The sequence below is a fragment of the Deinococcus detaillensis genome (assembly GCF_007280555.1).
GTDB classification, from domain to species: Bacteria; Deinococcota; Deinococci; order Deinococcales; family Deinococcaceae; genus Deinococcus; species Deinococcus detaillensis.
Genome location: NZ_VKDB01000002.1, coordinates 315019 through 340031, shown reverse-complemented (window position 1 = coordinate 340031; position 25013 = coordinate 315019). Strand labels below are relative to the sequence as shown.

Genomic DNA, 25013 nt, shown 5'->3' with positions numbered 1-25013 from the left:
AAAAGCGACTAGAAGCAGACTCAGGAGCACCCGGCTGGCCTAGAGACTGGACCAGTGTGCGCGGCTCAGCAGGCGATGATACGTACCGAATCTCGGATCGTCTGCTAGACCAAGTACCTGCAGTACTGCTGTCACGGTCCGTTTTCCGGGAGACAACAGCGCTCCGACGAGCAGCAGTTGAATGTGTGGCCAGACCCGAGCCGAAAACACTGGCGCAAACCCTTGAATGACGCTGATAAACCACGATGGGAGCAATGACATGCTCAAGTTTGATAGAGAGCAGCGCGCCGCTCCCTGTCAATGGCCAAAGTCGAGCTTTTGTCCTATCCTGAAAGTCAGGCTGAGCGCCGCTGAAGAATCTTGTCTTTGCAAGTGAGATTCCTCATTGGTCTTGGCATGGCTATTTTTTTTGCTAACAGGTACGGATTCCGGTAAGGCCATGTGTAGCGGTTGGCTGCTGAAAGCCTATTCCATGTAGGCTGTTATGCTCACATGCTGGCTAATGAACTGCGATTAACTAAGATGAGAGTGAGAATAACCATCCTTTACTCAAAACGTAGAATTGTAAGCCCAAATAGATCACTCGTTACTTTTTGACGTGAAAAATTAAAGCCCCTTTCCGAGAAAGAGGAGCAGACCAATTCAAAGAGGCAGTTTTTTAGTGATTTGAAATCAGGTAAAAGTGTCTCTGGGAGCAGCTTTAGCGGTCGGAGCCCTTTTATGAACAAAAACTTTTAACGCAAATTTAACGGGGTATGGCCTATATTTCCTGTAGGATTTATTTCTTTTTGAGCCTTCATCTGATCGTCTTCTTCTGATTCTTCCGACCGCTCGGCTCTCACCAGCCTCCTCGATGGATTGATGTTTTAGATGGCTCGCCGGGGTGTTCACTGCCGCTGGCGCTCGTGGGAGGTGAAGGCTTATTCTCACTGTTCATGTTATGGGTCATGCCTACGTCAGCGTGGCGGGCAAGCCGCTCATGCTTTCGACCAAAGCGACGGCGCTGCTGGCTTATCTGGCCCTGCAACGTGCGCCGCAGCACCGTGAGCAACTGGCCGAACTGCTGTGGGACACGCCGGACTCGCTGCTAAATCTGCGGGTGGAACTCAGCCGACTGCGCCGCGCTGATCTGAACCTCTTTCCGAATCGTCAGCCGCTCTTAGAACTCAAGGCGACTGTGGACCTGGATAACTGGCTCAAGGAAGCTGCCACTGTGCCGGAAGCGCGTCTCAGCGAGTGGTTGGCGGTGGTCGGCGGACTACCGCTCAGCGGCTTAGAAGATTTGGGTTCAACCTCTTTTCGCGAGTGGCTGGAAAGCCAGCGCTGGGCCATAACCAGAGACATTGAGGGGGCAGTGTCGCAGGTTTATCAGCGGTTCATGCGGGCGCAACACCACAGCGCCGCTCAACTGATCCGTAGCCGCGCCGAGGGGTTGGGCTTAGAGCTACCGAGTGCCGCCGCGCCGAGTTTGGCGGCGTACCTGGGCTTACCAGCCGCGCCGGGCAGCGACTTTGGAAAAACAGCGGACTGGCACTTTGAGCGCGTAGCAGTGCAAGATCAACTCAGTGAAGTTTTGTGGCGGGCAAGGCATGCGCCGCAACTGGTGATCTGCGATGCACACAACAGCGCGAGTGTCCGCGAACTGATTGGGCGGGCCGCCTCACGCCATCACTGGTATCTCTTGCAGCTTCAGGCGTCAGCGCAAACGAGTTTTGAACGTGCTTCATTGCTGCTTCAGTTGTTGCCTGTGCTGCCAGTAGAATTGCAAGCCGACGCCTTGCAGTTGCTCAGCGCCGCAGGGCCGCACAGCGCAGAAGAAGACGTCATTCGGGTCTGGACTTTGGTGGTGCGCAGTCAGCGGCCCATCATCGTGATGATTCACGTCCTGCATCAGCTCACGCCTTGGCTACTCAACAGCTTGCGCTTCGCGCTGGAGTTGTCCTGTCCGTTGACGCTGGTGCTCTCCACCGCCTTGCCCGGCGGTCAACACGGTCTGGGTGACGATTTGAGCGGGCTGGATCTCTCACGGCTGCACCACCTGACCCTGTCCAGCTTGTCAGTGCAAGACGTGATGGACGTTCTCAAAGAGCGCCGCAGCGAGCTGGGCGAAGCCGAACGCCGCGCCTACGCTGCCCGCATCGTGCAGCAATCTGACGGCTGGGATGTGCTGGCCCACGCCCTTATTGAAGACGGCGACGACTTGTTCGGCTCACGTATGGCCTTGCCGCACCGCGTCAGCGACGTGATTATGGGCGAACTGAGCCATTTGCCTTCGGAACTGCGGGAGATGCTCGCGCGGCTCGGCATCTTGCATGAACCCATCACGCCTGAACTGTCGGCCTTACTGCTTGGCGAGGGCCAGAAAGCCGAGGCATATTTAAGCCAAGCCGTCCATCACCGCTTGCTCCTGAACGCCGGGGCCGAAGACACCGTCAGTATGCCTCACTTGGGATACCAAGCCAGCGACCTCAGCAGCGCTCTACATTTTGCCAGTGAGCCGATGCGGGTGGCGTTGGTTGGTTCACTCAGTAGCGCTGAGCGCCGCTCTTTGCGTACTCGGTTGGCTGAGTACCATGCCCGTGATCATCCACGCTTGGCCATGCATTATGCCAAGCGGGCTGGCCTTAACGTACTGATCGGTGAACTCAGCGCCCGCTTGCCAAAGCCGCTGGCTGTCAGCGCACCCGAAGTGCTGCTGGCGCTGGAATTGCCATGCTGCCCCGCGCCGCCGTTGGGCTGCTCTTCATGGCGAGAACAGCGCACTGGCAATGCTTACCGCGTGATGGTGGAGTTTGGCCACCTGCACGTCTTTCGCAACGGCGTTTACGGGCATTCGCCGCTTTTGCGCTTGCTGTGGCCGGAGGTGCCAGCGGGTACTTGGCGGCTACTGGGCCGCTTGGACATCTATACGGCAGCTCAGATTCATGAGCGCCCGTCACCGTCGTATGCGCTGGGTTTGAGAGCGGGTGCAGCAGCGCGGGTGGTGTTTGGCTCAAGGGCATTGCCACCCACGCAAGACGGTGTGGAGCAGCAGTTTGGCGGGGCGTTGCCGCTGGGCCGCTGGTTTAGCTTGGAGGGTCAGGGCGCAGGCGGACCGCTGGAGCTGAGTGTGCAGGCGCTGGACGTAGCGCTAACAATCGCCCAGTTTGAATGGGGTGGCGTGGCGCTGTTGCCGGTCATTCCAACTGGTTTTGTCAAGTTAGGGAACAAGGCCAAAGGCAGTGACTGGTCACACGCCGTATCGCCACCGATTTCTAGGAGTGGTCTAAGTTAGGATGGGACGAGCAAGATCGTCAGCCAACCCCCCAAAAACGTTAGCCTACGTGTTGCAGGGTGGGAGCACAGGGCAGCAATCGGGGGGACATCCGCCTGCTACAGCTACGGGCCTTCTTAAGCACGCGGAAAATCTTCAAGCGACGGATCACAGGCTTGACACACTGTTCAAACTAGCCTTCGTTTAGCAAAAGCTGGTCGGTGTGGGGCAACCGAAAGTGCCCATGACTTGCAACAGGCCGCTGTCATGCTGGCGGCGAAAAACGGTGATGTTGGAGCTGCTTTGGTTGCCTGCCAGCAGCAGCGAACCGTCCGGCGTCAGGACGCAGCCGCGCGGCGTGTGGCCCAGCGTCGGGGCGTATTGAAGCAGAGTCAGCCGCACACTGGCCGTATCAAACCTGAAGACGGCCACGCTGTCGTGCCCCCGGTTGGAGACGTATACGAAATGCCCATCGGGGCTGACCATCACCTCGGCGGGGGCGTTGGTGCCGCTGAAGTTCGGCGGCTGAACCGGGCAGACGTCCATCAGCGCCAGCTCGCCGCTCTCCGGTTCGCGCCGCAAAATCGCCACCCCTGATGCCAGTTCGAGCGTGACGAAGGCGAACAACCCTGCCGGATCAAAAGCGGTGTGGCGCGGGCCGCTGCCGGGCGGTAAATGGACAACGTTCACCCGTTTGAGGAGCTGCTGAGGGTCGAGGTCGTAACCCACCACCTCGTCAGTGCCCAAGTCGGCCACATAAGCGTGGCGGCCATCTGGCGAGGGCGTGACGCTGTGGGGGTGCGGACTTTCCTGCCGCTGCAAATTGGGGCCGTGCCCGTGGTGGGTGTCGCTGGCCGCGCACGGTTCCAGGCTGCCGTCACCAGATACCGGAAAGGCCAGCACCGAGAGGCCGCTGACATAGTTGGTGCAGAGCACATATCGCCCCGCCGCGTTCACACTGACGTGTGCCGGAGACGCGCCCTGAGTGGAGCGCTGGTTGAGGAATTTCAAACTTCCATCCGGCTGAATGCCGTAAGCGCTGATCTGCCCCTCGTCCAGCTCGCTGATGGCGTAGAGGACTGGCAAGTGCGGGTGCGCCGCTAGAAAGGACGGCTGAGCCACCTCGGCGGCCAACTGGGGCGCGGTGAGCAGGCCCTTATCTAATTCCAGATTCAGGCTGTAAATGCCCTGCCCCTCGGCGTTGGGCGCGTGCGGCAATGGGCTGGTGTAACTGCCCGCGAACAAGCGGAGAGTGGTCATGCTCAAGGTTTATCATCTGGCGGGCGTGGCTGGCCTGAAATCGGCGCTTCTCTGGCTCACCTCTTCAATCCCCAAGCCTTGCTTAAGCCCGCTTCTGCTTTTGTTACAGCTTCGGTCAGTTCAAGTCTTTAGTCTAAGCTATGTCTGTTTATATTCACGCGCTGGCCAGCGCCACTCCTGAAACGGTGTACGACCAGTCCGAATTGCGCGACATGGTCAAAATTCAGCCGCAGCTCACGCGCCTTTCGCAGCGATTGGTCGGATCGATTTACAACGCTTCCGGCATTGACCGGCGGGCCAGCGTCATCTCTGAACTCAAGCAGGCCAATTTGAGTGCCGATCAGAGTCTGCCTGCCGGTCTGTTTTACGACCCCGCTGAGCGGCGGCTCCTTGAGCCCAGCACCAAAGAGCGCAACGAACTCTACGCCGAGGAAGCGCCCAAACTGTTTATCGAAGCGGCCCGCCGCAGCCTGGCAGCTTGCCCTGAAGTGCAGCTCAGCGACATCACCCACGTGATCACGGTGTCGTGTACCGGCTTTTACGCGCCGGGGCCGGAGTACGACGTGGTACGGGCGCTCGACCTTGCTCCCACCACCCAGCGCTTTCACGTCGGATTCATGGGCTGTTACGCGGCGTTCCCGGCCCTGCGGATGGCCAAAGCCTTCTGCGAGGCCCAGCCGGACGCCACCGTGCTGGTCATCTGCGCCGAGTTGTGCTCGATTCACATGCGCGTCGCCAACGACCCCGACACTTTGATTGCCAGCAGCTTATTTGCCGACGGAGCCTCTGCCGCCATCGTCAGCGCCCGCACCGATCTGGGCCACCGCGCCAAGCTGCGCTTCGACGACTTCGAGACGACCCTGACCCCGGTGGGCATTGGCCAGAAGGACATGGCCTGGCGCATTGGCGACCAGGGCTTTGAGATGGTGCTGAGCACCTACGTGCCCGACATCATCGAGGCCCATATCCAGGGAGCGCTGGCACCGATGCTGGCCCGTGAATCGGCGCTCACCGACGCGCCCTACTCGCAGATCGAGCGCTGGGCGATTCATCCGGGGGGCCGCAGCATTCTCGACAAGGTGGAGGCCAGCCTGGAACTCAGCCAGGAGCAGCTCGCGCCCTCGCGGGAAGTGTTGCGCGATTACGGCAACATGAGCAGCGCCACGGTGATGTTCATTCTGGAGCAGCATCTGAACAGCGCTGCCGAGCAGTCCCAGCCCCACCAGCGGCTGTGCGCCATGGCGTTTGGCCCCGGCCTGACCGTCGAGATGGGCCTGATGACCGTTTGCCGAGGGAGCTAGCTTGACGCTCGGCCCCTCACCTCTCTTCCCCGATTTGCGGCGGCGCTTGATTGGCGTTCCGGAAGCGATGGACGCCGACGACTGCGATTTGACCCAGCTTGAGCAGACTTACCGGAATTTCGGGCAGGTCAACGCCGTGGTTTCAGGCTGGCGGGCGGTGTACCAGCGTGAGTTGCGCCCGCTGCTGTCGGCCACCCGGCCCAGCAGCATGCTTGACATCGGTTGCGGCGGCGGTGACGTGCCGCGTCAGTTGGGGCGCTGGGCGGCCCAGGATGGTCTGCGCCTCGACATCACCGCCATCGACGCCGACGAGCGGGCCATTCGCTACGCTTCGGCTCTGCCGCCATTGGCAGGCGCTCCCCTCATTCGCTTCCGGCAGGCCATGAGCCACGATCTGGTGCGAGAGGGCCGCCTCTTCGACTTCGTGATCTCCAATCACCTGCTCCACCACCTCAGCGCTGAAGAGCTGGCGGCACTGCTGGACGATTGCCAGCGCCTGTGCCTCGGCAAAGTCATTCACAGCGACCTTGAGCGCCATCCGCTGCCCTACGCGGTGTTCAGCACCCTGACCCTGCCACTCTTCAGGAACTCGTTCATCCGCGCCGACGGTCTGCTTTCCATTCGGCGCAGCTTCACGCCCTCAGAGTTGCACCGAATGTTGCCGAGCGGCTGGCGGCTCAGGCGGCAGTTTCCGTTTCGCCATCTCCTTCTTTACCAGTACACCCGCCATGCTTGACGTATTGATCGTGGGTGGCGGCCCGGTTGGGCTGTTTTTGGGCAGCTTGCTGGCGCAGCGTGGCCTGAATATTCAGGTGCTGGAGCAGCGCCTGTCGGTCAGCGCTCACTCGCGGGCCATCGGTCTGCATCCGCCCGCTCTCTCGGTGCTGGAGCAGATTGGCGTGACGGACGCCCTGATCCGCGCAGGACTGCCGATTCTGGGCGGCGTGCTGCGCGGCAAGAAAGGCGTGATCGGTGAGCTGTCGCTGTCGGGCGTCTCGGAGCGCTACCCCTTCATTCTCAGCTTGCCGCAGCGCGAAACCGAGCGTCTGCTGGCCGAGCGGCTGGCGGAGCTGGCTCCCGCTACTCTGCGGCGCGGCCTGAAGCTCCTCAGCCTCACGGATGAGGGCCACAGTGTTGAAGTTACGGTTGCAGATACGAGCGGAGCAGTCGAGCACCTCCGCGCCCGCTTCGTGGTTGGGGCTGACGGGTCGTGGAGTGCGGTGCGTCAACTCGCCGGAATCGCTTATCATGGTCACCGCTACGCCGACACCTACTTGATGGGCGATTTCCCCGACACCACCGTTTACGGCCAGCACGCTCTGATTCAGCTTTCGGAGGAAGGCGTGGTGGAGTCCTTTCCTCTGCCAAACCGCCTGCGCCGCTGGGTAGTCTGGACTCCTCAGCATCTTCCCGACGCGACCCCAGCCGACCTGACCGCCGCCGTGCGCGAGCGGCTCGGCTTGCCCCTGCCCACCGACGAGTGCCAGATGCTCAGCGCTTTTGAGACGCGGCGAATGCTGGCCGCTGAGATGGTGCGGGGCCGGGTGTCGCTGATCGGCGACGCGGCCCACCAAGTCAGTCCGATTGGCGGGCAAGGCATGACCCTCGGCTGGCTGGACGCGGCGGCGCTGGCTCCGCTGCTCTCGGGTGCAGCGCACAGCGAAGAACTCAGCGCCAAGCAAAAGGCTGCTTTTAACCGTTTCAGCGCGTTGCGGCGGCAAGCGGCAAAGCGCGGAGCGCAGCAGGCCGAGATCAATATGGGCTTTGGCCGTCCGGCGTCGGCGCGGATCAAGGCGGCCCACCACGCGCTGCTGGGCGCGGCGCTCGCCTCACCGTTCGCGCCCAAGTTGGCCGATCTGTTCACCATGCGCTGGGCCGGTTCATGAATTGGGCTGTCCAGTGCGCCGAGGTGGCGTGCAGCTTCACCCGGCTTGTATGCTGGCGGTATGTCTGACACGCCTTTAGTTGATCCGGGGATTACCACGCTCTTTTCTTATCTGCGCCAACTCGTCGCTCTGACTGGCCCCAGCGGAGCGGAGGAAGACGTGGTGCGCGTTCTCCTTCGCTTGGCGGCTCCGCTGGCCGACAAGGTCGAAGTGGACGCGTTCGGCAACGTGATCGCCACGCGCCGGGCGGCGGGCGACCATACAGCAGGCGACCATGCGGCAAAAGGACAGCCGCGCCGATTGCTGCTGGCCGCCCACACCGACGAGGTGGGCTTCCGGGTGCGCCAAATTACGCCGCAAGGTTTTTTGAGGCTCGAAAAAGTCGGCGGCACCGATGACCGGATTCTGCCCGCCCAGCGGGTCTGGGTTCGCACGGCAGCGGAGCGGCTCTTGGGCGTCATCGGTACCAAAAGCGCTCACCTGCTCAGCGACGCTGACCGGCAGCGGGTGGTGCCGTATCCCGAACTTTACGTGGATATCGGAGCGAAAAGTGCCGAGCAAGCTGCCGAAATGGGCGTGCGGCTCGGTGACGCAGTGGGCTTTGCCGGGGAGCTGGCCGAACTGGGCAGGGGCAGCGGGCGCTACACCGCTCACGCCATTGATGACCGGGCGGGCTGCGCGGTGCTGCTGGCCTTACTGGAGCGCTACCAGACCGACGCGCCTCCCGTCACCCTGATCGTGGCGTTTACGGTGCAGGAAGAAGTCGGTCTGCGCGGAGCCACCGCCGTCGCCCAGGCTTATCCGGCAGACGTGGCCCTCGCCGTGGATATGACGGCAGCCGACGACACCCCCGAAACGGGCGGCGACCATCTGGTTCTGGGCGCGGGCGCGGCCATCAAGGTGATGGACTTTTCCACCTTGGCGCATCCGGCTATCCGGCGCGGTCTGGCGGCGGCGGCGCAAGCGGGCCAAATTCCGGTGCAGTACGAACTCCTGCGCGGCATCGGCACCGACGCGGGTGCGCTGCAACACGCGGGCGCGGGCATTCCGGCGGGAGCGGTGTCGGTGGCCAACCGCTACACCCACAGCCCGGTGGAAGTGGTTGACGAACGCGACTTGCTGGGCGCTGTGGAATTGCTGACGCAGTTTGTGGAGCGTCTGCCCGAATTGGACTTGCGCTTCTTGCCGGAGTAGCCGCCCGCCTAATCGCTGCGCCATTTGGCCGAGGCACCACGTCCAGTCCGCCTGCTAGCCTGTACCCAGAATGCTGCTGACGCTGACCCTCACCTGCCCCGCGCCCGAACCCGGCTCACCGGAGTGTTCTGGCGCTGCTTACCCGGCCAGCGACCTCGGCTATCTGCTCTACAAGCACCCTGACCGCGTCCATCAGGCCAGCTTGCCGTTCGGTCAGGCGCGGGTCTTTTTCCCCGAAGCCAGTGACGAGCGGGCCACCGCCGCGCTACTGCTGGACGTTGATCCGGTGGCCCTCTCGCGGCAAGTCAAGGCCGAGCAAAGTGCGCCGCTCGAGCCTTATGTGAATGACCGCCCGTACGCCTCGGGTCACTTTCTGGCTGCCGCGCTGCTGGACGCTTTCAGTACGGCCATGAGCGGGCGCAGCAAGGAGCGGCAAGCCTTAGCCGACATTCCCTTGCCGCTGAGCGTGGAGATTCCCTGTGTCGCCGCACGCGGCCCTGCCGACCTCGTGGAGCGCTTGTTCGCGCCGCTGGGCTACCAAATCGTGGCTACTCCGATTGCCCTCGACCCGCTTTATCCAGAGTGGGGCGAGCGGCCTTACCTGAGCCTCAAATTATCGGCCACGCTCAAACTCAGCGACGTGCTGGCACACCTTTACATCCTCTTGCCGGTGCTGGACGGTAGCCGCAAGCCGTATTTTCTGGACGAAACGGAACTGGACAAATTGCTGCGGCGCGGCGCGGGCTGGCTCGAAACCCACCCGGAGCGCGAGTTGATCGTGCGGCGCTACTTGCAACTGCGCTCGCTGATTGAGCAGGCGTGCGAGCGGCTGGGCATTCTGGCGGCCCCGCCCCGTTCTCAGGTTCACGACGAGCGGCTTGAGCGGGTGGCCGAATTGTTAAGAGCCAGCGGCGCGGCGCGGGTACTGGATTTGGGCTGCGGCGAGGGCAAACTGCTGGGCCGCTTGCTGCCAAATGCCCAATTTCGCCAACTGACCGGACTGGATGTCAGCGCCCGCTCGCTGGAATTTGCCCGCCGCCAGCTCAAGCTGGATGAGCGCCCCGAACTTGAGCAGCGCCTGACTTTGCTGCACGGCTCGCTGACCTACCGTGACGCCCGCCTGCACGGCTACGACGCGGCGGCGCTGGTGGAAGTCATTGAACACCTCGATCCGGCGAGGCTGGACGCACTCAGCGCCAACGTTTTTGGGGACGCCCAGCCGAGAACTGTCATCGTGACCACGCCCAACCGCGAGTACAACGCCGTCTTTGCCCACGCGGATTCCCTCCACCCAAACCTGCGTCACGCCGACCACCGCTTCGAATGGACGCGGGCTGAGTTCGAGGCGTGGGCGCGGGCGGCAGCAGCGCAGTACGGCTACGCGGTGCGCTTCGAGGGCGTCGGCGAGGAGCATCCAAACTTCGGGGCGCTGACTCAAGTGGGCGTGTTCGAGCGGCTCACTCCTCCAGCCTCCCGCCCCAGCAAGGATGAATCTGCTCATGTCTGATACACCTCCGCTTGAAATCCCGATGGACCTTCCCGAACTCTGCTTGGTGGCTTTGGTCGGGGCGTCTTCGGCAGGCAAAACCCGTTTCGCGGCGCAGCACTTCTTGCCGAGCGAGACACTCTCCAGCGATTTTTTCCGGCGGCTGGTCAGCGACAATGAAGCCGCGCTGGACGCCAACGCCGACGCCTTTGACAGCTTATTTTTCGTGGCGGGCAAGCGCTTGACGCGGGGCCACCTGACCGTCATCGACGCCACCAGTGTGCGCCCGAATGATCGCCAGCGCCTCATCAAGCTGGCCCGCCAATATGACGTACCGGCAGTGGCCATCGTGCTGGATTTGCCGTTGAAGGTGCTGCAAGCCCGCCACGCCGAGCGCTCTGACCGTGCTTTCTCGCCGGAGGTGATCAAGCGCCAGCATCTGGAGTTGCGGCGCACCCTCGGCGGCCTGTCCAAAGAAGGCTTCCGGCAAGTCTGGGCGCTGCGCTCTGGGGAAGAGATCAGCGCCGCTCAGATCCGGCGGGTACCGCTGAACGCCAACAAAAAAGACCTCGTGGGACCGTTCGATTTGATCGGTGACGTTCACGGCTGCCTCGGTGAATTGCAAGCGCTGCTGACCCAGCTGGGTTACGTGAACGGCCAGCATCCGCAGGGCCGTACCGCCGTCTTCGTGGGCGACTTGATTGACCGGGGGCCGGACTCGGCGGGTGTGCTGGACTTGGTGATGAAGATGGTGCATTCGGGTCAGGCGTTGTGTGTGATCGGCAACCACGACGACAAGCTGATGCGGGTGCTGGACGGTCAAAAGGCTACCCTCAAGCACGGCTTGGCCGACACCGTGCTTCAGCTTGAGGAGCGTGGCGAGGCCTTCAAAACCGAAGTTCGCACCTTTCTGCGTGGTTTGACCGGCCACCTGCAACTGGACGGCGGCGCGGTAGTGGTCGCCCACGCGGGCTTGCCCGAAGCCTATCAGGGGCGCTCATCGGGCCGGGTGCGCAGTTTTGCTCTCTACGGCGACGTGGACGGCTCCACCGATGAGTGGGGAATGCCGGTGCGCCGCGACTGGGCCAAGGGGTACGGCGGCAGGGCGCGGGTCATCTACGGTCACACGCCAGTCGCCCGCCCAGTCTGGGTCAACCGCACCCTCAATCTTGATACCGGCTGCGCCTTCGGCGGCGCACTGACGGCCCTGCGCTATCCAGAGTTGGAACTCGTGAGTGTGCCTGCTCTGGCCCAATACGCCGCGCCCAGTCGCCCTTTTTTGCCGCTTGCCGAGCAAACTCCTGCCGCGCTGGAGTGGACCGATTTCAGCGGCGATCAGCGCTTGGAGACGCGCACTTTTGGCAGCGTCAACCTCAAAGCCGCCGAGATGCGTGGGGCGCTGGAAGTCTTTGGGCGTTTCGGTATTGATCCCGCCGACGCCCTGTATTTGCCGCCGACCATGAGTCCGGTGGAAACCAGTTCGCGCCCAGACTACCTCGAACACCCCGACGAAGCCTTCGCTTACTACCGCGCTGAGGGTCAGGCCGAGGTGATCTGCCAAGAAAAGCACATGGGTTCACGCGCCCTGTTGCTGCTCAGGCAAGATGCCAGCGGAGCGATTTACACCCGCACTGGGCGGCCTTTCTTTAAAGACGCGACTTGGGAGCGTGATCTGCTGGAGCGGGCGACTCAGGCGGCGGCGCGGGCCGGACTTTGGGAAGCGCTCAAAACCGACTGGTTGCTGCTGGACGCCGAGATTTTGCCGTGGAACTTCAAAGCGGGCGAGTTGCTGCGCGGGCAATACGCGCCAGTCGCCGCCGCTGGAGAAACGGCCCTCGGCGCTGCCGTGCAACTTTTAGAGCAAGCTGAGCGGCGCGGCCTGCCCCTTAGCGAAGTGCTGAGCCACACCCAGACGCGGGCCGAAGACCTCCACGCGTACCGCCAAGCTTACCGGGCCTACGTGCGGCGAGTGGAAACTCCGGCTGATCTCAAAGTCGCGCCGTTTCATTTGCTGGCATCAAAGGGTGCCGTCCACGACAACCATACCCACCTGTGGCATCTGGAGACGCTCGGTCAGTTGGCCGACACCGCGCCGGATTTGTTCATTCGTACCGCCGCGCAGATCGTTAACTTGAATGATCCGGCCAGCCAGCAAGTCGCCACTGACTGGTGGCTTTCGCTGACGGCTGAGGGCGGCGAAGGCATGGTGGTCAAGCCGCTCCACTTTCGCCAAAATGACAAGCGCCTGCTGCAACCGGCCCTCAAGGTGCGCGGGCGCGAGTACCTGCGAATCATTTACGGCCCAGAATATACTCAGCCGCAACACCTCGTGCGCCTCAAAGCGCGGGCCGTCAAAGCCAAACGGGGCCGCGCTCTGCGGGAGTTTCATCTGGGTTTGGAAGGTCTGCGGCGCTTCAGCGAAGGAGCCGGAATCTCAGCCGTTCATCCGTATGTGCTGGGCGTGCTGGCGCTGGAACAGGGTGAATTGGACGCCCGCTTGTAGAGCTGGCTCAAGACTTGCCGTCGTAAGACACCCGGTAGACCAGGCCGTTGCCGTCGTCGCTCAGCAGCAGCGACCCGTCCGGCGTCACCTGCAAGTCCACGGGCCGCCCGGAGGTGGTCACGCTGGTGCTCGGGCTGGCGACAAATCCGGTCATAAAGTCCTTGACCTCGCCGCTCTGGGGGTTGACGGTCACAACTTTGTAACCGGACTTTTCCACCCGGTTCCAAGAGCCGTGCAGGCCAACGAACATCAGCCCCCGGTACTCGGCGGGAAAGGCTGCGGCGTTGTAAAAGGCCAGTCCCAGCGGCGCGGCGTGGGCGGTGGTGGTGGCAAAGGCGGGCTGAGCTGCGTCGCAGTACGCCTGATCTTTTTTGCCGAAGTCCTTGTCCCAGACTTGAGTAGCGTTGGCCGCCAGTGGATAGCAGTAGGGCCAGCCATAATTCTTGCCGTCGCTGACTTTGAAAAAGGATTCGGGCGGGGTGTTGTTGCCGAGCAAATCACGGGCATTGGCGGTGGCGTAAAGCGTGCCGCCTTGCCAAGCCAGGCCCACCGCGTTTCTCAGGCCGGTGGCAAACGGGCGGCCATTTTTGCCGTCGGCGTCGTAGATCCATACGGCGGCGCGTTTGGGGTCGCTTTCCTCACAGGCGTTGCAGTCGCTGCCCGCCGCCACATACATTTTTGCATCGGGCATTTTGGCATCCGGCCCGAAGACCACCGTGCGCGAGTAGTGCTTGCCTTTATTGGGCAATTCCACCAGCTTCTCAGGTGCGCCGGAAGCCGCCGTGTCGCCGGGTTTATAGGCAAAGCGCACCACCGCGTCGGTGTTGGCCACGTACAAGTACCCGCCGTGAAAAGCCAAGCCGCTCGGCTCGTTGAGGTTCTGGGCATAGACCTGCTTGCTATCGAGCTTGCCGTCATTGTTGCGGTCGAGCAGCACCCAGACTTTGCCGGTGTCGTTGTCGCTCAAGAAGACATCACCGTTGGGAGCGGTGGCCATCATACGGGGCTTTTTGAAGCCTCTGGCGTAAATCTCGGTGTGAAAGCCGTTGGGCAGCTTCAGGCCCAAATCCGGCGCGGCGGTGTTGGGGCCGGTCACGAAGGCGCAGGAAGCCAGCGCGGCGCTGAGGGCCAGAGCTAAACCGCCGTACTTGAGCGGCCGCAGCTGTGAACTGATTTGAAATGTCATGGCTTCAGAAGACTCAATGGGCGTGAGAAGCGTGAGTCGGTTGTCTAAAGCCTGCCCTGTCAATCAATCCAAAGAGAGGAGTTCAGGTCACTTTGTTTGGGTTCCTGAGCGCTCAGGTTCGGGCCAGACGTCCGTCAGCCGCTTGCGCTTCCGTCTCTCCCACCCGGACAGGCGGCTTAAATTGCCGTAGACGCAAGGCATTGCTCAGCACGAAGACACTCGAAAAACCCATCGCGGCGGCGGCCAGCACCGGACTGAGCCGGATGCCGAACGCCGGAATCAGCACGCCTGCCGCCACCGGAATCAGCAGCGCGTTATAAGCGAAGGCGCAGAACAAATTCAGCCGGATGTTGCGCAACGTGGCGCGGGAGAGGGCCAGCGCGTTGGGTACGCCGCGCACGTCGCCCGACATCAGCACCACGTCGGCGGCTTCTACGGCCACGTCGGTTCCGGTGCCGATCGCCACTCCCACGTCAGCTTGAGCGAGTGCAGTCGTAGGGGAGACGGTTTAGCCCTTGAGTCCCGTCAGCACAATGCCTTCAATAATCTGTTTTTGGAAGAAAGCAAACACCAACAAAACTGGAATGACCGCCAAGCTGGAAGCCGCCATGATGAGTCCCCATTGCGTGCCCGCTTCGCCGTTAAAGAGGGCGGTGCCGACGGGTAGCGTTCTAAACTCAGGCTTTTGAATGACGATCAGCGGCCACAAGAAGGCGTTCCAGTTGCCCAAAAAGGTGAAGATGGCGAGGCTGGCCAGAGCGGGACGCACCAGCGGCAAGGCGATTCGCCAAAAAATACCGAATTCACTCATGCCGTCGATGCGGGCCGCTTCTATCAAGTCATTGGGCAGTGATTCAAAGAATTGCCGCATCAAAAAGACCCCAAAAGCGCTGATGAGGCCCGGAAACATGATCGAGAAATAGGCACCCGGCGTGGAGTTGAGCAAATGGATATCGGTGACGCCCACGAACCAAGGGATGATCAGCATCTCGGTAGGAATCATCAGGGTGGAGAGCATCAGAATAAAGACTATATTTTTGCCTGGGAATTCAAACTTGGCGAGTGTATAACCCACCAACGAATCAAAAAACAAGACGCTGAGGGTCGTGACGCCCGCAATTAATAAGCTGTTGCCGAACCAGGTCAGAAATTTGGTCTGGGTGATGACCTGCGAGTAATTGGCAAGCGTGGGCGATTCGGGCCAAAATCCCAAGCTAAAGAGTTCTTGAAAGCTTTTTAAGCTGGTCAGTATCATCCAAGCAAAGGGAAAGAGGGTGACGATTGCGCCCACAGTCAGGAACAGGTAAGCCAACACTGTTTTATAGTCACGGCGTTTTGGCGGCTTGGGCAAGCTTGTCGTGCCGATTTCGCTCTTTTGGGTAACGGTCATTAGTAGTTCACTCGCTTGGTCAGAAAACGCAGCTGCAATAAGGTGATGACCAGAATAATAGCAAACAGAACCACCGTGATAGCTGAAGCGTAACCTGTTTGAAAGCGCCCGAATGCCATTTGATAGATGTAAAGTGCCACTGTCATGGTGCTGCCGAGCGGCCCACCTTGATCGGTGAAGTTGAGATTGACGACTTGAGTAAACAATTGAAGATAGGAAATGGTTCCAGTGACCACGCTAAAGACAATCGTGGGATTGAGCAGCGGTAGGGTAATCTTCCAAAACGATTGACTGCCAGACGCGCCGTCAATTTCAGCCGCTTCGTAAAAAGTACTCGGAATGGCGGCGAGTCCGGCCAAAAACAGCACCACTTGAAACCCCAGATTTTGCCAGACCACCAGCGCCGCTGTAGTAGCCAGCGCCTGACTGGGCGAAGTCAGAAAGGACTGCGGCGGAATGTGCAGCCAAATCAGGAAGGTGTTGACCGGGCCGAACTGCGGGCTGAACAGCCACTGCCAGACCCACGCCGCCGCCACGATGGGCGTGACGTAAGGCGCGAAATACAGCGCCCGAAAGACGCCCTGCAGCGCCCGAATCTTGCCGAGCAGCAGCGCGACAATCAGCCCAATGACAATCTGTGCCGGCACACCGATGATGGTATACAGCGCCGTGTTGACGAGCGCTTTGCCAAAGATACCGTCCTGAATCAGGCGGCTGTAATTTTTGCCGCCCACATAAGGCTGCACTTCTTTGAGAATATTCCAATCGTAGAGACTGAGCCGCAGCGCCACGAAAGTCGGCAAAAAGCGCACGACCAAAAAGAAGATCAGTGGAATAGCCAAGAAAGTATAGGCAGTGATGGTTTGTCTGCGCTTAAGGCTGCCAGTCCGTCTAAGAGCTGGTGTAGCGGGAGAAGTCGTCACGGATTGCCGACTTTTTTCAAAGGAGTGGGCAGATGAGTTGTTTGATACTTAGCGGTGACTTGTTTGCTCATTCTGGCCTCAACAAAATCTTTCACAACCTGACTTGTCCTTTGAGAGAAGGAAGAGGCAAAGTTGTGAAAGAAGAGATATATGAATTGAAAACGATTTATAGGCAGTGAATTTTCAGCGGGGGGTAGGCTCAAGCGCCTTATTTCTTGTAGTAATCATCCAGAATCTTTTGCTCGTTGGTGGCGGCGGCCTTCACGGCATTGGCAGGCGCGTTGCCTTGCAGCAGCACAGTATTGATGGCGTCTACCCAGGCTTTGCGCTGTCCAGCTTCATCTACGAAAATAGTGGAAGAAGCGTACGGCAAGCTGCTGACGAACGGCCCGAACACCGGGTCTTTGCGCAGGGCAGGATCGGCGGCGAGCTTGCGGCTGGCGGGAATTTCGCCGACGTTTTGCAGCCAGTAGCGCTGGGTATCGGCGCTGGTCAAGAATTTCAGGAACTTGATCGAAGCCGCCAGTTTATCGCCTTTGGCGTTTTTGGTGATGCCGTTGACCCAGTAGGAGCCGAAGTTGTCTTTTTCCTTGGAATTGGCGGTCAGCACCGGCAAGGGGGCCACACCCCAGTCGAACTTGGCACCGCTCTTGATGGTGTTGATGGCGAACGAGCCGTCAACGATCATGCCGACCTTGCCAGCGATGAAGGCGTCACGGTAGCTGTTGTTGCCGGGGAAGAAGTTTGGCACGCCGAGTTTGTACTTGGTCATCAGGTCGGTGTAAAAAGTCATGGCCTTGGTGCCTGCGTCCGAGTTGTAGGTGACCGTCTTGCCGTCCTTGCTGTAAGGCTGGCCGCCGAACTGCCGCACCAGTACCTCGCGCAGCACGTGGTAATCCTGGCCGTCCGGCTGAATGCCGAAGCCCAGCGTGGTGTAGCGGGGCGGGGTGCCCTGCACGATCTTTCCGGCGTCAGCAATCAGTTCTTCCCAGGTTTTGGGCGGCGCTTTGATGCCGGCGGCTTTGAAGAGGTCTTTGTTGTAAAAGATCGCCAAGGTGCGCACGGCGGTGGGCAGCGCGTAGTACTTGCCGTTCATCTTGGCGGTCTTGACCATCGGTGCATAGTTCGAATCGGTCAAAACAGTGGGGAATTCTTTGGTGGGCAGCGGCTGCAAATATCCGGCGTCCACATACTGCGGCAACCAGCCGTAATACAAGTTCACCACGTCCGGCCCTTGTCCGGCGGGCACGCTGGAGGCGACTTTTTGGCTGTAAGCGTCGTAAGGAAAGTTTTCCTGCTTAACCGTGATATCGGGGTTGGTCGCCTCGAACTTTTTAATCAGTTCGTTGATGGCGGTAACTTTGCTGGCGTAGTCGTACTGCCAGTAAGTGATGGTCACGGGCGCGGCGTGGCTGAAGCTGGCCGCTGAGAGGCCGCCGAGGGCCAAGCTGAGTAGAAGTTTATTCATAAGAATCCTCCGGTAAAAAATTGAGATGAAGTGAAGATGTGGTGCAGCATAAGGCCAATGCCGCTTTATTTTCTCAAGTTAGCTCACGTTTGGCCGTGAGATGAGTCTTAATCTGCGCTGCTGGTGGCGGTGGGCACACTGTCTGAATGAACATCCGCTAAAGCAGCGCGGGCTGCTGCGAACCGCGCTGTAGCCGCTTCGTGCTGCTGACTGTCGGCTTCTAAACGCTGGCGGGCAAAGGTGAGGTGCTGGCTGATCGTTTCGGGCGCTGGGCCGCCGTACGTCGTGCGCCGCGCCACGAAATTGGCCGGATCGAGCGCCGAACGCCAAACGGCTTCCGGCAAATTCACGCCCACCGCCGTCAGATCATCGCCCGTGACTTCGCTCAGTTTGCGCCCAGCTTGGTGCAGCCTCAGCAGCAGCGCTTTGACGGCGGCGTGGGCTTCTCTGAATCCGCCCTGATCATGTTGGGCCAGCGCGTCGGCCAGCTCGGTAATGGCCGCTTCGCCGCCCTCGGCTTCCTCGCGCCACTTCTTGCGGTTAATGCCGGGCGAAAGCAGCGTCACGGTCAGCAAATCCACCGCTTCGCCAAATTCTTGCCACATGGTGTGAAGCGGCGGCTGCATGTCGGGGCCGGGATCGTTGATGTCGCCAAACGGGACGTTGTGGGCGCTCAGCACGACGGCTCCCGACGCACCGATGGCTTTGCTGAGCTTGGTGCGGGCGTGTTCCAAGGCCACCGGATTGCGCTTTTGCGGCATCACGCTGGAGCCCTGCACCAAGCCGTCTGCCAGGGTGAGCAGGCCCCGCGATGCCCAGAACAGCAGGTCGTGAACCGCTCTTGAGAGCGTGGTGGCCGCTGTGGTGATGGTTCCGGCAATTTCTACTTGCCAATCGCTGGTCGACACGGCGTCGTAGGTGTTTTCGATGGGGCGGTCAAAGGCCAGCAACTCGGCGGTTAGGTCGCGGTCAATCGGAAAGCTGGTGCCGCCGAGGGCCACCGCGCCCATCGGGCACAGATTCAGCCGGGTCAGCGCCGAAAAAAGCCGCTCCACATCGCGGGCCAGCACGTTTTCTAGGCCGCACAGATAATGCGCCAGCGTGGTCGGCTGGGCGGGTTGGTGGTGGGTGTAGGCCACGATCAGCGTTTCGCGTTCGCGCGTGGCCAAGTCGAGCAAAGTCAGGCGCAAAGTGATCAGGCGCACCACCGCCCGCATCAGCCGTGAGCGGGCGCTGAGACGGTAAATGGTCATGTCGAGGTCGTTGCGCGACAGCGCGGTGCGCAGCGCTCCGGCTGCCTGCGCGTCGGCTTGGCCGAGCCGCAGATCCAAGGTAAAAAACACGTCTTCGATGCTGGGATCGTAGGCCGGAAACGGCTCGTGGCGCAGTTCGCGCAGGAGTTCGAGCGCTTTGGCCGCTCCCGTCACACCCTGCTGATCCAGCATCCAGGCGTGGGCGCTCAGGGCGTCGAACAAGTGTGGGAGCAGGTGGGCTCGGGCGTAGTCGTAGTCGGGCCGCAAGACCGTTTGCAAGTAAGTGTCATGCCACACGGACATGCTCCGGTGAAGGGAGGGTCATGCCGTAATTTAGCGCGTTCAGGCGGCCTGCTCCGGCTCAAGCGCCTTAATCCAGCGCTCTGATAGGGCTGCCGAGTGGCTCAGGGTATCTGCGCCCTACACGGCCTAGAGCGTCTCCAACCCGTCCGAATACAGCCTAAACACTGTGTCGGCGCGGCTGGCCGTATTGCGCTTCAGCAGGGTGGGGGAGACGGTTTGCCTTGCCACGCTCTTCGACGTTCACTCGCCAACCTTGCGGCAGTCCAGCTGTATTCAATTGCCCGGCGCTGCTCTAGAGTGGAAGTTATGACTTTATCTTCTGATCCGCAGGCACAAACCTCCGCTCCGATTCAGGCTTACGCCGCGCCCGATAAATCGACTCCGCTTGAGCCGCACCAGATTACCCGCCGCGCCGTGGGACCCCACGATATTCAAATCGAGATTCTCTACAGCGGCGTGTGTCACTCCGATGTCCACCAAGCCCGCAGCGAGTGGGGGCCGAGCATCTACCCGCTGGTGCCGGGCCACGAAATCGTGGGGCGGATCACGGAAGTGGGCCAGCAGGTCAGCACCTTTAAAGTGGGCGACTTGGCGGGCGTGGGTGTGATGGTGGACAGTTGCCAGCACTGCGACGCCTGTGAGGGGGGCGAGGAGCAGTACTGCGAAAACGGCTTTACCCCGACCTACAACGGCTACGAGCGAGGCTCTAAAGAGCCGACCCATGGCGGCTACTCCACGCAGATCGTGGTCAACGACAAATTCGTGGTCAGCATTCCGGACAACTTAGACCTCAAGGGCGTGGCCCCGCTGCTGTGCGCCGGCATCACCACCTACTCGCCGCTGCGCCACTGGAAGATCGGCAGCGGGCACAAAGTCGCCGTAGTTGGACTGGGCGGGCTGGGCCACATGGGAATCAAATTTGCGCGGGCGCTGGGGGCCGAAGTCACCGTGTTCACCACCTCTCAGAGCAAAGTGGAAGACGCAAAGCGGCTCGGCGCACACCAAGTCGTCATCAGCAGCGACCGGGAAGCCATGAAAACGATTCGCAACGCCTTCGACTTCATCCTCAGCACCGTGCCCACCTCGCACGACCTCGCGCCTTACCTCAAGACCCTCAAGCGCGGCGGCCAACTCGTGATCGTGGGAGCGCTGGAACCGGTGGGCCTCAACGGTGGACAGCTGGTCTCACACCGCCGCAGTGTGGCCGGCAGCAATATCGGCGGCGTGGCCGAAACGCAGGAAATGCTGAACTTCTGCGCCGAGCACAACATCGTGGCCGACGTGGAAATGATTGACATGCAGGACATCAACACGGCTTACGAGCGGATGCTCAAGAATGACGTGAAGTACCGCTTCGTGATCGATATGGCTTCGCTGAAATCGTAAAGCGCTCGCTTAAAGTCTAAAATTCACTTTGCTGCACGCAGCCGCTCGTTAATTAGACGAGCGGCTGCGTGCGTTTATATCCAGCCTATTTTCTTTGGCCTAGTCCTGAGACACCTCGGCCTGCTGGGGCCTGTACACGTTCAACATGACTTCAAGCTCCACCATGTTGCCGAGCACTTCTACTTCGCCCGCTCTCGAAATACCGCCCGCGAGATCACCAGTTTCTGAATCTCGGTGGTGCCCTCATACAGCTCCGTGACTTTGGCGTCGCGGTAGAGCCGCTCGACTGGAAAGTCGCGGCTGTAGCCGTTGCCGCCGAACACCTGAATGGCGTCACGCGTGACTTCCACCGCCGTATCTGAGGCCAGCAGCTTGGCCATGCTGGCTTCCTTGCTGAAAGGTTGCCCCTGATCTTTAAGCCAAGCGGCTTTGAGCGCCACCAAGCGGGCGGCTTCAATGCGGGCGGCCATTTCGGCAATCTTGAAGCTGACGCCCTGAAACTCCGAAATCTTTTGGCCGAACTGCTCGCGCTCCAGAGCGTAATCGGCAGCGGCCTCAAAAGCGGCGCGGGCGATCCCGACAGCCTGCATGGCAATCCCGATGCGCCCAGCGTCTAAGCTGCCTAAAGCGATTTTGAGCCCCTGCCCTTCCTCGCCCACCAGCTGATCTCGGCTGACCTTCACACCGTCGAAGTTCACCGCGCCGCTGTGGGCCGCGTGGAGTCCCAGCTTTTCTTCTGGTTTGCCGAAGGAAAGGCCAGCCGCGCCCTTGTCAATCACGAAGCAAGACACGCCGCTGGCCCCCGCGCCGCCCGTGCGGGCCAGCACCAGGTAGGTCTGCGCCTGCCCCATGCTGGTGATCCAGGCTTTGGCCCCGTTGAGAACCCAGCCGTCCCCGTCCGGTTCGGCCCGCAGTTTCAAGGCCGCCGCGTCCGACCCGGCTCCCGACTCGGTGAGGCAAAATGCTCCGATATGCTGTCCCGTCGCCAGCGGGCGCAGGTACTTTTCCTTTTGCGCCTCCGTACCGAACTTGAGCAGCATCTGCGTCGGCAATCCGTTTTGCACGCTGACGATCACGCCCACGCTGGCGTCCGCCGCCGAGATTTCTTCCAAGCACAGCGCGTAGGTAACGCTGTCTAGGCCCGAGCCGCCCCACTCCTCCGGCACGCTGGCTCCCAGCAGGCCCAGCTCGGCCATCCCTTTGAGCTGCGGCCACGGAAACTCGCCGCTGCGGTCGTACTCGGCGGCTTTGGGCGCGACTTTTTCGCGGCAAAACTGCCGAACATGCTCCACGATGAGGCGCTGATCGTCGTCGGGCTGAAAGCCGAACCCGCTCACAAGCGCCGAATGGCCAGAGCCAAGCCGTTGCCGCCGCCCATGCAGAGGGTCGCCACGCCGAGTTCCTTGTTGTGCTGCTTGAGGGCGTACAGCAGCGTCACCAAAATCCGGGCCCCCGAAGCGCCGATGGGATGGCCCAGCGCCACCGCTCCGCCGTTGACATTGACCCGTGCCGCGTCTAAGCCGAGTTCCTGACTCACCGCCAAGCTCTGCACGCTGAAGGCCTCGTTGAGTTCCCAGAGGTCTACGTTGCTGGCCTGCATCTTCAATTTTTCCAAGAGCTTGCGGGTGGCCGGAACTGGCGTCATCATCAGCCACTCGGGGGCCATGCCGCTGGTGGTGTAATCCAGAATCTCGGCCAGCGGTTTCAGGCCCTGCGCCTTTGCGGCTTCCTCGCTCATGATCAGCAAGCTGGCTGCGCCGTCGTTGAGGCCCGGCGCGTTGCCCGCCGTCACCGTGCCGCCGTCTTTTTTGAAAGCGGGTTTGAGCTTGCCCAGACTTTCTACGGTGGAATCGGCACGCGGGCCTTCATCCTGACTTACCACCGTGTCGCCTTTGCGCCCGTGAACCGTCACCGGCACGATCTCGTCATTAAAGCGCCCGGCTTGCTGAGCGGCCACCGCTTTGGCGTGGCTGCCCGCCGCGTACGCGTCCTGGGCCTCTCGCCCGATGCCGTACTTGTCGGCCACCCGCTCGCCGGTCATGCCCATGCCCTCGTCGTTGATGCTACACCACAGGCCGTCTTGGGTATTGGCGTCAATGACTTCCTTGTTTCCGGCGCGGTAGCCTTTTCGGGCTCCGGGCAGCAGGTAAGGCGAATTGCTCATGCTCTCCATGCCGCCCGCCAGCACCGCGCTTTGGTCGCCCGCCCGAATGCTCTGCGCGGCCAGAATCACCGCTTTGAGGCCTGAACCGCAGACTTTGTTGATGGTCAGCGCTCCGACCTCGTTGCTGAGGCCCGCCCTGAGCGCCGCTTGCCGCGCCGGATTTTGGCCGCTGCCCGCCTGTACGACTTGGCCCATGATGACTTCCTCGATCAGGGCGGCGTCTATTCCGGCCCGCTCTAAAGTGGCCCGCAGCGTGGTTGCGCCGAGTTCGACGGCGCTGACATCTTGCAAAGCGCCCAAGAATCTTGCGGTGGGCACGCGGGAGGCGGCAACGATAACGGCTTTGGACATGGGGAACTCCTTGAATAGGTTTTGAGAGATGAGGCTAATACCTTTTAGGGTAGGCAAAATGCAGCGCTGCGAGTGTGAGAGCGTGCGGGAAAGTCGGGCGCGGCACTCAACAAGATGGCCCCGCCCACCAAAGGGAAGGGCCTGAAAGCGTTGGGCTTTTAGCTCACTGCTTTTCCAAGATGCCTTGCGCCTGCTGCGCATTGACTTCCGCTCCGTAGATCGGCGTGCCGGGCTGCTGGTTCTTGCTGCGCTCCAAATTGCCGTTGTCCACCGCCGCGAAGCCGATTTCCTCGATCAATGTGCTGACCAACGCTTTGGCTTCCGCGTCGTCCGAGGCGATCGGAATGGCGCGGCGCTCGCCCAGCGGCTTGTTGGTATCGCCCAGCGTTTCCAGGTGGGCGGCTTGAATGGCGTTAAACGCCTTGACCACCCGCGCCCCTGACAGGTGACGGGCCATAAAAGCGCTCTCGGAAAGGCCACCCAAGTCGATTTGGCCGTCGCGCTCGGGGTAGTAGTTGGCGGTGTCGATTACGATTTTGCCTTCCATTTGCACGGCGGGCAAGTCGGCGTAGTGGCCGAACGGCACCGTTTCAATGACCAGCTCACCGAAACGGGCGGCGTCTTCGTTGGTGTAGGCCTTGACGCCGTGTCCAATTTGCTCGGCCAGCTCCCGCAGGGTGTCGGGCCCGCGTGAGTTGCTGATGCCGACGTCGTGGCCCGCTTCGGCGAGGAGCCTTGCCAGCGCTTTACCGATGTGTCCTGCTCCCAGAATGCCAATTTTCATAAACCGAGTTTAGGAGCTGGAAGCAAAAGAAAGCGGGCCGAGAGCGGGACAGGGGTTTAGACTTTCTTAGGAGCGCCCGCTTAGAGCGCCTGCACGCCCTCCAGTTTTCTTACCGCGCTCCCATCCGCACCGCGCCGTCTAGACGAATCGTTTCGCCGTTGAGCATCCGGTTTTCGAAAATGTGCTTGGCCAGAGAGGCGTAGTCTTCAGGCGTGCCGAGGCGGGCCGGAAAGGGAACTTGCGCCGCCAGCGAATCCTGGACGTCTTGCGGCATGGCCGACAGCATCGGCGTGCCGAAAATGCCCGGCGCAATTGTGACCACCCGGATACCGAAGCGGGCCAGATCGCGGGCCATCGGCACGGTCAGGCCGACGATGCCGCCTTTGCTGGCGCTGTAAGCGACCTGTCCGACTTGGCCCTCGAACGCCGCTACCGAGGCGGTGTTGATAATCACGCCGCGCTCGCCGTCCTCGCCGGGGTCGTTGCGCTGCATCATTTCTGCGCCCAGTCGGGCCACGTTGAAGGTGCCGATCAAGTTGACCTTAATCACTTTTTCAAAGAGTTCCAGCGGGTGCGCTCCGCGCTTGCTGACGGTGGTGGCGGCGGGCGCGATCCCGGCGCAGTTGACCACGCCGTGCAAGTTGCCGAACTTGTCCTGCACACTTGCCAGCGCCGCTTGCACTTCGCTTTCGCTGCTCACATCGGTTCTGACAAACAGGCCGCCGAGTTCATCAGCCAGCGCCTGTCCGAGTTCCGCGTTCAAATCCAGCAAAATGGGCCGTCCGCCTGCGCCCGCGATCATCCGGGCCGTGCCTGCACCGAGGCCCGAGGCCGCGCCAGTAATTAAAATGGTTTTATCGTTGAGATTCATAATTTGCTCCCTGCTGAGTTGAGTAGACAAGCTGTTATAGCGCGGTTTGTG

At 61.2% G+C, this 25013-nt stretch carries 18 protein-coding genes and 1 pseudogene; 8 read left to right on the top strand and 11 right to left on the bottom strand.

Annotated elements, in window-relative coordinates; translation table 11 throughout:
• Positions 1-940: 940 nt before the first annotated feature.
• Positions 941-3274, top strand: a complete 2334-nt coding sequence (locus FNU79_RS03935) for a hypothetical protein (RefSeq protein WP_143719590.1) — start codon at positions 941-943, stop codon at positions 3272-3274.
• Positions 3275-3457: 183 nt separating this feature from the next.
• On the opposite strand, the gene FNU79_RS03930 is transcribed toward FNU79_RS03935, so the two are convergent.
• Positions 3458-4513, bottom strand: a complete 1056-nt coding sequence (locus FNU79_RS03930) for a lactonase family protein (protein ID WP_143719589.1) — start codon at positions 4511-4513, stop codon at positions 3458-3460.
• A gap of 140 nt (positions 4514-4653) precedes the next feature.
• Here FNU79_RS03930 and FNU79_RS03925 point away from each other — a divergent pair, with 140 nt between their 5' ends.
• From FNU79_RS03925 to FNU79_RS03900, 6 genes are all read left to right on the top strand, one after another.
• On the top strand, positions 4654-5814 hold the full coding sequence (locus FNU79_RS03925; RefSeq protein WP_143719588.1) for a type III polyketide synthase: 1161 nt from the start codon (positions 4654-4656) through the stop codon (positions 5812-5814).
• A gap of 1 nt (position 5815) precedes the next feature.
• Positions 5816-6550, top strand: coding sequence for a class I SAM-dependent methyltransferase (locus FNU79_RS03920; protein ID WP_143719587.1), 735 nt, complete (start codon positions 5816-5818; stop codon positions 6548-6550).
• The gene (locus FNU79_RS03915; protein WP_143719586.1) at positions 6543-7700 is read left to right on the top strand and encodes an FAD-dependent monooxygenase; all 1158 of its coding nucleotides are present in this window, start codon (positions 6543-6545) and stop codon (positions 7698-7700) included. Before FNU79_RS03920 ends, FNU79_RS03915 begins: the two co-directional genes overlap by 8 nt.
• Before the next feature lie 60 nt (positions 7701-7760).
• The gene (locus FNU79_RS03910) at positions 7761-8894 is read left to right on the top strand and encodes a M42 family metallopeptidase (protein ID WP_143719585.1); all 1134 of its coding nucleotides are present in this window, start codon (positions 7761-7763) and stop codon (positions 8892-8894) included.
• 70 nt (positions 8895-8964) lie between these two features.
• Positions 8965-10401 (top strand): 3' terminal RNA ribose 2'-O-methyltransferase Hen1, encoded by a 1437-nt coding sequence (locus tag FNU79_RS03905; RefSeq protein ID WP_143719584.1) that lies wholly within the window; start codon positions 8965-8967, stop codon positions 10399-10401.
• Positions 10394-12883, top strand: a complete 2490-nt coding sequence (locus FNU79_RS03900; protein ID WP_225429863.1) for a polynucleotide kinase-phosphatase — start codon at positions 10394-10396, stop codon at positions 12881-12883. Before FNU79_RS03905 ends, FNU79_RS03900 begins: the two co-directional genes overlap by 8 nt.
• A 7-nt stretch (positions 12884-12890) precedes the next feature.
• On the opposite strand, the gene FNU79_RS03895 is transcribed toward FNU79_RS03900, so the two are convergent.
• From FNU79_RS03895 to FNU79_RS03870, 6 genes and pseudogenes are all read right to left on the bottom strand, one after another.
• Positions 12891-14069 (bottom strand): PQQ-dependent sugar dehydrogenase, encoded by a 1179-nt coding sequence (locus FNU79_RS03895; RefSeq protein ID WP_143719583.1) that lies wholly within the window; start codon positions 14067-14069, stop codon positions 12891-12893.
• A gap of 112 nt (positions 14070-14181) precedes the next feature.
• Positions 14182-14562 (bottom strand): annotated as a pseudogene (locus FNU79_RS03890) (heavy metal translocating P-type ATPase); the annotation flags it as partial.
• A 15-nt stretch (positions 14563-14577) separates the two neighbouring features.
• On the bottom strand, positions 14578-15459 hold the full coding sequence (locus FNU79_RS03885) for a carbohydrate ABC transporter permease (protein ID WP_143719582.1): 882 nt from the start codon (positions 15457-15459) through the stop codon (positions 14578-14580).
• Positions 15459-16301 (bottom strand): carbohydrate ABC transporter permease, encoded by an 843-nt coding sequence (locus FNU79_RS03880; RefSeq protein ID WP_225429862.1) that lies wholly within the window; start codon positions 16299-16301, stop codon positions 15459-15461. Before FNU79_RS03880 ends, FNU79_RS03885 begins: the two co-directional genes overlap by 1 nt.
• A 289-nt stretch (positions 16302-16590) precedes the next feature.
• Positions 16591-17850: an extracellular solute-binding protein gene (locus FNU79_RS03875; RefSeq protein WP_143719580.1), complete on the bottom strand. Its 1260-nt coding sequence runs from the start codon at positions 17848-17850 to the stop codon at positions 16591-16593.
• A gap of 107 nt (positions 17851-17957) precedes the next feature.
• Positions 17958-19406, bottom strand: coding sequence for an argininosuccinate lyase (locus FNU79_RS03870; RefSeq protein ID WP_225429861.1), 1449 nt, complete (start codon positions 19404-19406; stop codon positions 17958-17960).
• A gap of 306 nt (positions 19407-19712) precedes the next feature.
• On the opposite strand from FNU79_RS03870, the gene FNU79_RS03865 reads away from it, so the two are divergent.
• The gene (locus FNU79_RS03865; protein ID WP_143719579.1) at positions 19713-20792 is read left to right on the top strand and encodes an NAD(P)-dependent alcohol dehydrogenase; all 1080 of its coding nucleotides are present in this window, start codon (positions 19713-19715) and stop codon (positions 20790-20792) included.
• Between the two features lie 179 nt (positions 20793-20971).
• On the opposite strand, the gene FNU79_RS03860 is transcribed toward FNU79_RS03865, so the two are convergent.
• From FNU79_RS03860 to FNU79_RS03845, 4 genes are all read right to left on the bottom strand, one after another.
• Positions 20972-22129: an acyl-CoA dehydrogenase family protein gene (locus FNU79_RS03860; RefSeq protein ID WP_143719578.1), complete on the bottom strand. Its 1158-nt coding sequence runs from the start codon at positions 22127-22129 to the stop codon at positions 20972-20974.
• Complete coding sequence (locus FNU79_RS03855) at positions 22126-23307, bottom strand: thiolase family protein (protein WP_143719577.1); 1182 nt, start codon at positions 23305-23307, stop codon at positions 22126-22128. Before FNU79_RS03855 ends, FNU79_RS03860 begins: the two co-directional genes overlap by 4 nt.
• Before the next feature lie 163 nt (positions 23308-23470).
• Positions 23471-24091, bottom strand: a complete 621-nt coding sequence (locus FNU79_RS03850) for an NADPH-dependent F420 reductase (protein WP_143719576.1) — start codon at positions 24089-24091, stop codon at positions 23471-23473.
• Between the two features lie 109 nt (positions 24092-24200).
• Positions 24201-24962 (bottom strand): 3-hydroxyacyl-CoA dehydrogenase, encoded by a 762-nt coding sequence (locus FNU79_RS03845; protein WP_143719575.1) that lies wholly within the window; start codon positions 24960-24962, stop codon positions 24201-24203.
• Positions 24963-25013 lie beyond the last annotated feature (51 nt).

Coding starts and splice junctions, on each gene's coding strand:
- FNU79_RS03935 (WP_143719590.1), top strand. CDS start 941: ATGGGTCATGCCTACGTCAGCGTGGCGGGCAAGCCGCTCATGCTTTCG.
- FNU79_RS03930 (WP_143719589.1), bottom strand. CDS start 4,513: ATGACCACTCTCCGCTTGTTCGCGGGCAGTTACACCAGCCCATTGCCG.
- FNU79_RS03925 (WP_143719588.1), top strand. CDS start 4,654: ATGTCTGTTTATATTCACGCGCTGGCCAGCGCCACTCCTGAAACGGTG.
- FNU79_RS03915 (WP_143719586.1), top strand. CDS start 6,543: ATGCTTGACGTATTGATCGTGGGTGGCGGCCCGGTTGGGCTGTTTTTG.
- FNU79_RS03910 (WP_143719585.1), top strand. CDS start 7,761: ATGTCTGACACGCCTTTAGTTGATCCGGGGATTACCACGCTCTTTTCT.
- FNU79_RS03905 (WP_143719584.1), top strand. CDS start 8,965: ATGCTGCTGACGCTGACCCTCACCTGCCCCGCGCCCGAACCCGGCTCA.
- FNU79_RS03900 (WP_225429863.1), top strand. CDS start 10,394: ATGTCTGATACACCTCCGCTTGAAATCCCGATGGACCTTCCCGAACTC.
- FNU79_RS03895 (WP_143719583.1), bottom strand. CDS start 14,069: ATGACATTTCAAATCAGTTCACAGCTGCGGCCGCTCAAGTACGGCGGT.
- FNU79_RS03885 (WP_143719582.1), bottom strand. CDS start 15,459: ATGACCGTTACCCAAAAGAGCGAAATCGGCACGACAAGCTTGCCCAAG.
- FNU79_RS03875 (WP_143719580.1), bottom strand. CDS start 17,850: ATGAATAAACTTCTACTCAGCTTGGCCCTCGGCGGCCTCTCAGCGGCC.
- FNU79_RS03870 (WP_225429861.1), bottom strand. CDS start 19,406: ATGTCCGTGTGGCATGACACTTACTTGCAAACGGTCTTGCGGCCCGAC.
- FNU79_RS03865 (WP_143719579.1), top strand. CDS start 19,713: ATGACTTTATCTTCTGATCCGCAGGCACAAACCTCCGCTCCGATTCAG.
- FNU79_RS03855 (WP_143719577.1), bottom strand. CDS start 23,307: ATGTCCAAAGCCGTTATCGTTGCCGCCTCCCGCGTGCCCACCGCAAGA.
- FNU79_RS03850 (WP_143719576.1), bottom strand. CDS start 24,091: ATGAAAATTGGCATTCTGGGAGCAGGACACATCGGTAAAGCGCTGGCA.
- FNU79_RS03845 (WP_143719575.1), bottom strand. CDS start 24,962: ATGAATCTCAACGATAAAACCATTTTAATTACTGGCGCGGCCTCGGGC.